Origin of the sequence: Methanosaeta sp. UBA356, assembly GCF_002496465.1 — an archaeon.
GTDB classification, from domain to species: Archaea; Halobacteriota; Methanosarcinia; order Methanotrichales; family Methanotrichaceae; genus Methanothrix; species Methanothrix soehngenii.
This window is the reverse complement of the sequence record NZ_DAKC01000072.1, coordinates 1-9,842: the sequence shown is the minus strand read 5'-3', so window position 1 is coordinate 9,842 and position 9,842 is coordinate 1. Positions and strand designations below refer to the sequence as shown.

Annotated in this window: 9 protein-coding genes; 5 read left to right on the top strand and 4 right to left on the bottom strand. The window is 53.2% G+C overall.

All coding sequences use genetic code 11. The features are described from left to right. The 3 genes from BP727_RS06435 to BP727_RS06425 all read left to right on the top strand — a co-directional run. The coding region (locus BP727_RS06435) for a SagB/ThcOx family dehydrogenase (RefSeq protein ID WP_286857943.1) at positions 1-1,717 on the top strand (1,717 nt) is incomplete at its 5' end. 75 nt (positions 1,718-1,792) lie between these two features. Beyond that, the gene (locus tag BP727_RS06430) at positions 1,793-2,401 is read left to right on the top strand and encodes a hypothetical protein (protein ID WP_276621156.1); all 609 of its coding nucleotides are present in this window, start codon (positions 1,793-1,795) and stop codon (positions 2,399-2,401) included. A gap of 348 nt (positions 2,402-2,749) precedes the next feature. Beyond that, complete coding sequence (locus BP727_RS06425; RefSeq protein WP_013720077.1) at positions 2,750-3,160, top strand: hypothetical protein; 411 nt, start codon at positions 2,750-2,752, stop codon at positions 3,158-3,160. A 192-nt stretch (positions 3,161-3,352) separates the two neighbouring features. Here BP727_RS06425 and BP727_RS06420 read toward each other — a convergent pair whose 3' ends face one another. From BP727_RS06420 to pyrB, 3 genes are all read right to left on the bottom strand, one after another. Next, the gene (locus BP727_RS06420; protein WP_013720076.1) at positions 3,353-4,126 is read right to left on the bottom strand and encodes an FKBP-type peptidyl-prolyl cis-trans isomerase; all 774 of its coding nucleotides are present in this window, start codon (positions 4,124-4,126) and stop codon (positions 3,353-3,355) included. A 126-nt stretch (positions 4,127-4,252) separates the two neighbouring features. Further along, positions 4,253-4,756, bottom strand: a complete 504-nt coding sequence (pyrI, locus tag BP727_RS06415) for an aspartate carbamoyltransferase regulatory subunit (RefSeq protein ID WP_324322444.1) — start codon at positions 4,754-4,756, stop codon at positions 4,253-4,255. Between the two features lie 10 nt (positions 4,757-4,766). Then, on the bottom strand, positions 4,767-5,693 hold the full coding sequence (pyrB, locus tag BP727_RS06410; RefSeq protein ID WP_286857937.1) for an aspartate carbamoyltransferase: 927 nt from the start codon (positions 5,691-5,693) through the stop codon (positions 4,767-4,769). 83 nt (positions 5,694-5,776) lie between these two features. Between pyrB and BP727_RS06405 the strand changes: the two genes are divergently transcribed. Both BP727_RS06405 and BP727_RS06400 read left to right on the top strand, forming a co-directional pair. Beyond that, entirely contained in the window at positions 5,777-6,634 is an 858-nt protein-coding gene (locus tag BP727_RS06405; protein WP_013720073.1) for a universal stress protein, read from the top strand. Between the two features lie 114 nt (positions 6,635-6,748). Next, the gene (locus BP727_RS06400) at positions 6,749-8,035 is read left to right on the top strand and encodes a sodium-dependent transporter (RefSeq protein ID WP_273278403.1); all 1,287 of its coding nucleotides are present in this window, start codon (positions 6,749-6,751) and stop codon (positions 8,033-8,035) included. On the opposite strand, the gene BP727_RS06395 is transcribed toward BP727_RS06400, so the two are convergent. After that, positions 8,032-9,717, bottom strand: a complete 1,686-nt coding sequence (locus tag BP727_RS06395) for a Na/Pi cotransporter family protein (protein WP_273278402.1) — start codon at positions 9,715-9,717, stop codon at positions 8,032-8,034. The genes BP727_RS06400 and BP727_RS06395 overlap by 4 nt on opposite strands. Positions 9,718-9,842 lie beyond the last annotated feature (125 nt).

The following is a 9,842-nucleotide window of genomic DNA, read 5'->3' as shown; positions in this document are numbered from 1 at the left end:
TCATGTGGAGTCACAGAGCGCACGGAGGACGACAACCCAAGGGGGGCTTTTCAAGATTGAATGGAGGGATAATTCTACGTCCGGCGCATTGGAACGGATCATAGCTTATCATCAGCAGACCAAGCACCAGCCCAATCGAATGGCACGCGGCCCGGGGAGGATGGACTGGTCAAATCAGCCAGATCCCTTCCGCAGCTATGAGGGATCAAAGCGATTGGCTCTTGATCGCCTGGGATTCGAAGGGATGACTGGAAAGCTCAGGCCATCTCCTCTTACAAGCGAAAACCTCTCTCGATTCTTCTTCGAAAGCCTTGCCCTCTCCGGCAGGAAAGCAGTTGCGGGCGCAGAATGGACGTTAAGGGTCAATCCATCCAGCGGCAACCTTCATCCCACGGAATGCTATCTTTTGGCTGGAGGGGGGGAGGAACTGGATCTCTCTCCAGGCGTTTATCACTATCAGCCGAAGGATCATTCTCTGGAGCTTTTGGCTGGCATAAGAGAGGAGAGCTGGCAGTCTCTTCACCTTCCCCCGGGCACCATTTTGCTCATCCTCACCACCATCTACTGGCGCGAGTCCTGGAAGTATGGAGCGAGGGCTTTTCGCTACTGCATGCTGGATCTGGGGCATGCTCTGGCTGCGGCTGGCGAGGCGGCATGTTGCCTGGGCTGGACGCTGTCCCTGCAGGAGGAGTTGGGCACGGACGACCTGGCCAGGATTCTATGGAATGAGCCGGATAAAATGACGGATGGCCCCACAGGAAAAGAGCGACCCGATGTGATGCTCGCCTTATTCAGCGATGGTAGGGTCCACAGAATAGATAAGTGCCTGATCTCCGGGATAGAGACTGAGCCTCTATCCCTTCGACCCAATATCCTGAGCCCAAGCATCGTTCCCTGGCAGGAGATCGATATGGCAAGCGAGGCGGCGAAAAAGCCCCAGATCAGCGATGCCTACTCTCGATCTGCTGCCAGAGCAGAAGAGGTGCTGCGGATTGAGTTAAAAGGCAAGTCCGCTTCGATAAAAGAAGCAGCTACTGATGTATCTGGAGATATATCCAGGGAATACTGCCACATCCTTCGCAGGCGGCGCAGCGCGCAGGCCATGGACGGGAGGGCCACGATGCCACTGGATAGTTTTCATGCCATCCTGAAGGCGACGATGCCCGAGCGGGCAAAGCCCGGCCTGCCCTGGAGGCCACAGGTCAATCCGGTGCTCTTCGTCCACCGGGTGGAGGAGATGGACCGGGGGCTGTACATCCTCTTGCGAGATGAAAGGGCAAAAGAGGATCTGCGAGGAGCGATGGACCCGGACTTTTTCTGGGAGAGGCCATCGCGCACGCCACCGGGCCTGGAGCTCTACCAGCTGGCCCAGGGCGACGCCCGTCTGGCAGCCAAAGAGTCGTCCTGTAGGCAGGATATTGCATCGGACGGATGCTTTGCCGTCGCCATGATATCCCGGTTTGAAGATCCTATTGAGGAATATGGTCCATGGTTTTATTCCCGGCTCTACTGGGAATGCGGCATGATCGGCCAGGCACTCTACCTATCAAGCGAGGCAACGGGCTACAGGGGTTGCGGCATAGGCTGCTTTTTCGATGGTATGGTTCACCGCATGCTGGGCCTGTTCGATTTAGGGTACCAGGACCTCTACCACTTCACCGTAGGCCGGGCGCTCACCGATCCCAGGCTGATCGATCAACTGGCGGGAAATAGCTGAATGCAGTATCCAGGGCCAGACGCATCTGCCTGCTACCAAAAGGATAAAATGGGTCCCAGGAGAATTGGCCTTTTAATGATGATGGCGGCACGAGCGATGCATGAGAAAGGAAAGCTATTCACTCTAACCCTTCTTCTGGTGTTGGAACTGGCCTCTTTGGCCTCTGCAGCTCATGAATCCGGGCCGGTAGGGCCCTACAATGTCTCTTTTGATATGAACACCACTGAGGACTACATCGTGGTGGTTGAAGCACCCACCCAGGGCGTTACATCAGATGGGATCAATTTCACCCGATACAATCTGACTGTAGACGGCAGCGATCACTTCATCTTCCTCATTCTCACCAGATATGATGTGCCCATGCTCGCCAATACTACTGCCAATGCGTATATCGTCTGGGACGCCCTCATAAATGCAGGAGCTGACGAGCCGGCCATCTATCAGCCTTTGATCGATGGAAAGCCAGGGGTGCTGGGCAACTTTAGGTTCGAGAGGCAGAATCTGGGCGGGGGGCAGTATGAGGAGGGCGATCTGATCGTCGCGGCCAGCTACTCTCCCGACGGCAAAGAGTATGAGGACGGGATCTACAGGGGAAATACCGACTGCCGGGTCATATCCACCTTCCCCTGGGAGGTTATAAGGGATATGCTGAACACCCTGCATATAGAAGTGCCTGAACAATGACCGGCGCGCACAATGAATGACAGGGTTACTACTGATCTGATTTTTTATGGATCTTCGCGAGGAAGATTACTGGTCGATTGATATCGAAAAGGCTACGCCTCCATCGGAGAAGAGCATTAACGCCCTGTCAGGATATCATGACCGCTGAGGGGTGCCATGCCGATTGATATCGTTTATGTGCCAGCAAGTTTTAGAGCGGCAACACTATTTTTTTTAATTCCAGATTGCCCCCTCCTGCCTCCGAAATGGATTAATTCAGCATCAAGAGGTTCATGGAGGATTCATATAGAAGCTAGGTGATATCTACATAAAAACCACCTTTTAATATTTGGCTAGGGAACAAGGTGCATGGAGGAATCAGAAATAAAAGCAATCAAGTTGATATTGGCAGTGCTCGCATTGGGACTCTTAGTTGCCGTAGGGGCAGCCTTCGAGGATTACGGCGGATCTCATCACCACGGAGGCCCGTCTGATGGTTATCATGACTTCGGCGGATTCTACGACTGGCTCAGCCCAGGTGCATATTACTACAGCTATAGCTATTATCCGACCTATACCTACTACCCAACCTATTACTATCCGACCTACTATTACCCGACCTACACTCCCGTCTATACATATACTGCCCCTGTGGTCTACGATCCTGTGGTCTATGATCCCTGGTGGGCAGCAAATGTCTACGGGCTGGGCGCTACCACATACTACTACACGAACAGCTGGTCCTGGTCGTCATATCGCAGCGGATTCTACTTCCGCTGAAGCATGAATAGCATATAGAATATCCGATGAAAGATCAAAGGGCGCTGGCATTAGATGGCGGGCCCGGCTGAATATGCAGCCCGGGCCTCTCCATGCAATACGATACAAACCAACGGATGCAATGCCTTCGAAGCCCTATAATCAAAAAGTAAAAGAAAAAAGATTTTATAATTTTATTTATATCTTGGTCTTTTAGACCGCCGCATCACCAGAGACCGAACTCTCCTCTGCTGTCTTTGATTCCATATCCTGGGGCCCCTCAGATCCGCTCTCTTTTCCTGGAGGGGATATGAGCTCAGCCCGGACCTTCTCTCCCGTGTGCTTCTCGATATAGTGCACCTCTTTCATGCCCAGATGCTGGATTATCATCTCAGCCAGACCGCGGCGGATCATAACCCATTCCTTATAATAGTTCAACTCCCAGGGTACGGTGATCACCGCTACCTCATCCTTTATCTCCGCTTCAAGATCCACCCGGCCAAAGGTCTTGATAAGGGCTTTCAGCCTCTCGGTCTGATCCTCAACCGTTTCCCTTATGGTGTACTCGTAGACTACAGTCTTTCCTGCCAGAGGATGGTTGAAGTCTATGCTCACTTTTCTGCCGATCACCCTGGTAACCGTACCCGTCCGGTTATCCATGCCCACCCGCATTCCGGGAACTGGCCTTTCTTCCTTGAACCTGTTCAACGGCACTAGTTCTATATTTTTGGGATCATGCAGGCCGAAGGCATTCTCGGGATCCATTTCCACCCTTCCAGAGTAGCCTATCTCTTTTCCGACCAGATCGCTCTCAAAGCCTTTTACCAGCTGGCCTGCTCCCACCACCACCAGATGTGGGCCGTACTGGATCTCCTCGCTGAAAATTCCCTTTTCCTCTGCCAGATCCTTAACGGTGGTGGCTATTGCCTGGCCATCAACGAACTCTGTATAGTCAATTCTGATGAAATCGCCATTTTTAACCGTCATTTCTTACTCCATCCTGATTTTACTGGAACCTTATTCTCAACCTGGGCCGTCAATTTGCGACGATCCTATCTTATACTTTCGCATCCCCTATGGCTTGGGCGGTTGGTTCTCCATCCGGCCGCTTCACTAGATCAAGTATTCTGCAATCCCATCTGCAAGAGGCTGCTCGCAGTAAAGGCAGCGGAGCAATACCGGATTTTTTACTTTGACCAGCATTCGGGATTTTATCGGCTCATGAGTATTGGATATGCAGTTGGGATTCTGGCAGCGCACCACGCCCACGATCTCATCGGGCAGATCCACCGGTCGCTTCTCTATCACCTTGCAATTACGAATGATATTGATGGAGGCAGCAGGAGCTATCAGCGCGATCCGGTTCAGCTCCTCCTCTCGCAGCTCCCGGTCCTCGACCTTGACTATATCCTTCTTGCCCAGCTTCTTGCTCTCCACATTCATCACCACGGACACAGTAGCTCCAGTGGTGCCGGATATGCCCAGGATCTTGAGGACGTTCAACGCCTGACCACCGGCAATATGATCGATGACCGTTCCATTATTGATGGGCTTGACCCGGAGTCCTCCGGGCTCTTCTTTATTTTTATCGATTTTTTCGTTATTTTTATCTGTCATCGCGGAAAAATCAGTCAACCTGATCACCCTCTAGGAGCATCTTCAATAGAGCCATTCTCACCGGAACCCCATAAAAGGACTGCTGGAAATAGCGAGCATGAGTGCTGTCGTCGACAGAAGGTGAGATCTCATCCACCCTGGGAAGGGGGTGCATGATGATCAGATTCTGCTGTGAGCCGGCCAGAGATTCAGGGGTAATCCGGTAGCTGCTTGCCACCTTCTGGTACTCCACCGGGTCAGGGAATCTCTCCCTCTGGATACGGGTCATATAGAGCACATCCACATTGTCTATCACCTCGCCCAGGTCGGCTGTCTCGCGCACAATGGTGCCTTTGCTCGATAGGTCGGCCTTGATGGGATCGGGCATCCTCAGGGTGGGCGGGGAGACCAGGGTGATATCTGCTCCATAAAGGGAGAGGGCATAGGCCAGGGAATGGACGGTGCGGCCGTACTTCAGATCGCCTACCAGGGCGACATGCAAATTCTCCAGGCGGCTCTCCTTTCTGATGGTATACAGGTCCAGCAGGGTTTGGGTGGGATGGTGACCTGCTCCATCACCGGCATTGAGCACCGGCACGGGCGAGAACTGGGAAGCCAGGCGGGCTGACCCCTCCTTGGGATGGCGGATGACCAGGGCATCGGCATAACCACCTATCACCCGAACCGTATCTGCCAGCGATTCACCCTTGGAGATGGAGCTGCCTTCCGCTGGACCTAGGTTGATCACGCTTCCTCCCAGTCGCTTCATCGCCGTCTCAAAGGACATTCGGGTTCTGGTTGAGGGCTCGAAGAAGAGGAGAGCCAGAATCTTGCCCGCGAGCATACTGCTCTTCTTGCCTCGAGCCAAGGGCTCCAGAGACTGGGCAAGGTCCAGAACGGAATCGATCTCCTCTTTGGAAAACTCTCGCATGCTGAGCACATGCCTCTTCCTAAACATATTCGATCCCAACTCATCTCTGAGATAATAAGTCTTCCACTTAATACCACTACATTGATAAACTGTTGAGCCTAAATGCTATTATGTTTCAGAGAATTCTCATTCCAACCGATTTTTCCAGGTATTCGCAGAACTTGCTTGAGTGCATAGCCGAGCTTCCCGGTGAGAAGACTGTGGTGCTCTTGCATGTGATTCAAAGAAAGGCCGTGGAGCGGGTATGGGATCCGACAGCCGAGGTCGCAGAGGCCAAAGAAAAGATCGAAGAGCAGAAGCGCTACCTTGAAGCCCTCAGGATCGAGGTCAAGACCAGGGTGGAGACGATAATGGAGGGAAGTATAGCAAAGACCATCCAGAGGGTAGCAGATGAGGAGAATGCTACGCTGATAATGGTTGGGGCGCGGGGAAGGGGGCGGATAAGCGGCCTACTTCTTGGGAGCGTCTCCCGCGATGTTCTGCGCTATGGGCAAACCGATCTTCTGATAATGCGATACAAGGTTTTAGAGGGAGATAACCTGGGCCGGTTCTGCAGGAGCCTCTTTACCAAGGTCATTTGCCCCACGGACTTCTCAGATCCCGCAAAGGATGCGATACTCCTCGTCAAAGGAATGAAAGAGACAAGCGAGATCGGGCTGGTGTATGTCGTATCCAGCGGCGAGAGCGACGAGCAGATAGATGCTGCTGTGCGGGTGGCTGGCAGCAAGCTCAACTCCATCGTCAAGGAGATTGATAGGCCTGGGCTGAAGGTTACGACCCATGTCAAGGTGGGAGATGCGCCGCATGAGATCAGCTCATTGGCAGACAACGAGGATGCATCATTGATTGCCATGAGCTCACACGGAGCCGGCTGGCTGGAGCAGATGGTTGTCGGCAGCACGACCTATGACACCGCCAGGATCGCCAACCGCCCGGTTCTGATCGTGAGAACAGAAAAGAGGGCCTGATTTCAATTTTTCTGGAATCGCCTTCTTTTTGCTGGCTGCCGGTTTTCAGTTCGATCCTTAATTGAACCAACCCGATCCACCCGTTTTTGAGCGGAAAGAAGAGGTGTTAAAGAGTTGGAGAGATGGTCTTCTCGCCTGGTCTTCGTCCTGGCCGCCATAGGCTCGGCGGTGGGCATAGGCAATATCTGGCGCTTCCCAATGGTTGTGGGACAGAATGGAGGCGGAGCCTATCTAATTCCTTATTTTTTGGCGGTAGTCTGCCTCGCTGTCCCCCTCATGATCCTGGAGATGGCGGTGGGAAGGCACTGGAGGAGAAATCTGGTCGCCTCCTTTGGCCGGGCCGGAAAACGGTTTGAGATCGTCGGCTGGCTGATCTGCCTGATCGTCCTCTTAATCCTGAGCTACTACCTGGTCATAATGGGCTGGACCCTGGCATATCTGCTCTTCTCTCTTCTGGGCTCTACAGTCACCTTCTCCTCCTTCACCTCATCGCTAGAGCCATTAGCATATTTCTTGATCTCAGTGCTGGCGACGGGATTGATTGTGAGCCTGGGGGTGAACATGGGAATTGAGAGGACCGTATCGATCATGATCCCTTTCGCATTTCTCATTTTAGTGGCTTTGGTCCTGTTCTGCGTCAGACTCCCCGGATTTCATCCCGGCATGGACTTCTTTCTCCGGCCGGACTATTCGATCCTCAGCCGTCCCGGGGTATGGAGCGCGGCTATTGGCCAGGCATTCTTCTCCCTGTCAGTGGGCATGGGCATTCTCATCACCTACGGCGCCTACCTGGAGGACGATATGGATATCCCGCAGTCAGCGTTGATCATCACCTTCTCCGATCTTCTGGCCGCTATGCTGGCGGGGATAGCCATCTTCTCTTTGGTCTTCACCTTCGGCCTGGAGCCTGCCGCAGGTGCAGAGCTTGCCTTCACCACCTTGCCCAGAGCATTTGAGCTGATGCCTTACGGCCAAATATTCTCCGTGGCCTTCTTTGCTCTCCTGTTCTCTGCCGCCCTCACCTCGTCGATATCCATGATGGAGATGAATGTGGCTGCCATCATGGGCCAGACTGGTGCGAGCAGAAAAAGAGCGAGCATCTTTCTGATGATCCTCCTCGTCGCCCTAGGCACCCCCTCCGCTCTGAGCTACAGCTCCCAGGATCTGAGATTTTTTGGATCAAGGATCCTGGACCTACTGGATGCTACCGTGGGCACAATTGGACTTCCCATTGCTGCATTGTTGGTGGCGATAACCTTCAGGTGGCTGATAGATGACGATATACTGGCCGGCCAGGTCCATCTCTCGGAGAGATGGCTCAGAGCTCTTCGCACCCTCACAAAATATGTGATACCTGCGGCCTTGCTGTTGATAACCGCGGCAATGATAATGGAGCTTTAAGTAAGCTGATGCTTCGGGCCGCTCTCTTCAGAGCTGCCTTCACTGCCGTTCTCACTATTGGGATCGATCAGATCTGGCATGTGGAGGGCAGAGGCGGGGATTCCCATTGTCTTTGAGGTCTTCCTCAGCTCTCTTATGATTGATCCTATCCTCTCGAAGGAGAAGAGGATCTCGGAGAATATGCCGCCAGATGTGCTCTTTGCCACCAGGCGGATGAGGTAAGTCTTGTAGTGCCAGTTGAGCACCTGGCGGAGCTGCTCGTCATTGGAGCGCATCTTTCTGTCGATATACTCCGGCATCTGGGGGAATACGTTCGTAAGGAACTGGATATTCTCTCTGCAGGGAGCAGCCATGTCCTCGATTCCCTTCAGGGATTCCGGGGATAGGGTGATTTTCTTCTCGTTCATCTGCTCGAAGCTCCTGGCCATGGAGGTCATCTGGTGGGCCATCAGAAGGGAGAGATCGGTAACCCTTGCCAGAATAGCAACATGTGCCGCCTCTTCCACTGAGATATCGCGATTGGTCAGAATGAGGATTGCAGACATGATCTGAGTGCGCAGATAATCGATGTAGTCCCGCAAATGGGCAATTCTCGAGCACATATCGGTGCTCCCCTCAGCAACCTCCAGGGTGCTATCGAAGATATCCTTGCAGATGCTGAGCATATGCACGATCTCTCGTTCCACTAGTGATGCCGCGAGAGGGATGTCGTCCGGCAGTCTGGAGGAGATGTGCTCGGTGACGAAGACTATCTCCCCATCCTTTTGGGGCAGTATGTGCATGATCAGGCTGCTGAAGGGCTTAATGGCCAGCAGAAAGATGAATGCGCAGGTGGAATTGAATATGAGATGAGCATTGGCCACCTGCTGAGCAGCTGTGCCGCCTATATCCTCGATGAGAAGGGAGAAGCTGTCTATGAAGGGCAAAAAGAGCAGAACTCCAAAGAAATTGAAGAGAAACTGGGCAGTGGCGGTGCGCTTGGCCGCTGTGTTCATGCTCAGGGATACGACCAGTCCGGTGGTTGAAGTGCCAATATTAGCTCCCAGCAGAATTGGCAGGGCCTGAGATGCATTGATCAGGCCGCTTTGGGCCATGACCACGATCAGCCCGGTGGTAACCGAGCTGGATTGGAATAGATTGGTGATGATAAAGCCGATAATAATTGCTATCAGGATATCGTCCGTCATGGAGAGCAATGAGAGGACCTCAGGATCATCCTGCAGGGGAGCGACCACGGATGAGATCAGGTTGAGGCTATAGAACACCAGGCCGAAGTAGAATACCGGCTTTCCATAGGCTCTATAAGGGCCACGAATCAGGCTCAGCATGAATCCGGCGATGACTATCAACGGGGCAAATGCGGTCAGCTTGAAGGCAACCAGCTGCGCGGTCAGGGTCGTGCCCACATTGGCACCGATGACAAGGCCCAGGGAGGCCAGAAAGGAGATCGCTCCCGCGTTCACCAGGCCCACGGCGATGATGGTGGTGGCGGTGCTGGACTGAACCAGGGCGGTGACCGCGGCCCCGGCAAAAGCGCCACGCAAGGAGGTTTTCGTCGCATTTTGCAGAATCGTGCGGAAGCGTTCGCCAGCTACATGTCGGACCTCATCAGAGAAGTTCTCAATGCCGTAAAGAAATAGGATCACGGCCGGAACAACGGCAATAAGCAGATCCAAAATCATGTAGATCTCATTTCTTTAAGCGTGAAAAGACGATGGATCCAATCTTCGCTTCAGATGCTCATCTCTTGATTTTTTTCTTGATATCAATGCCACGATTCCTGGACGATTTCCCAGAACAAAAGCTT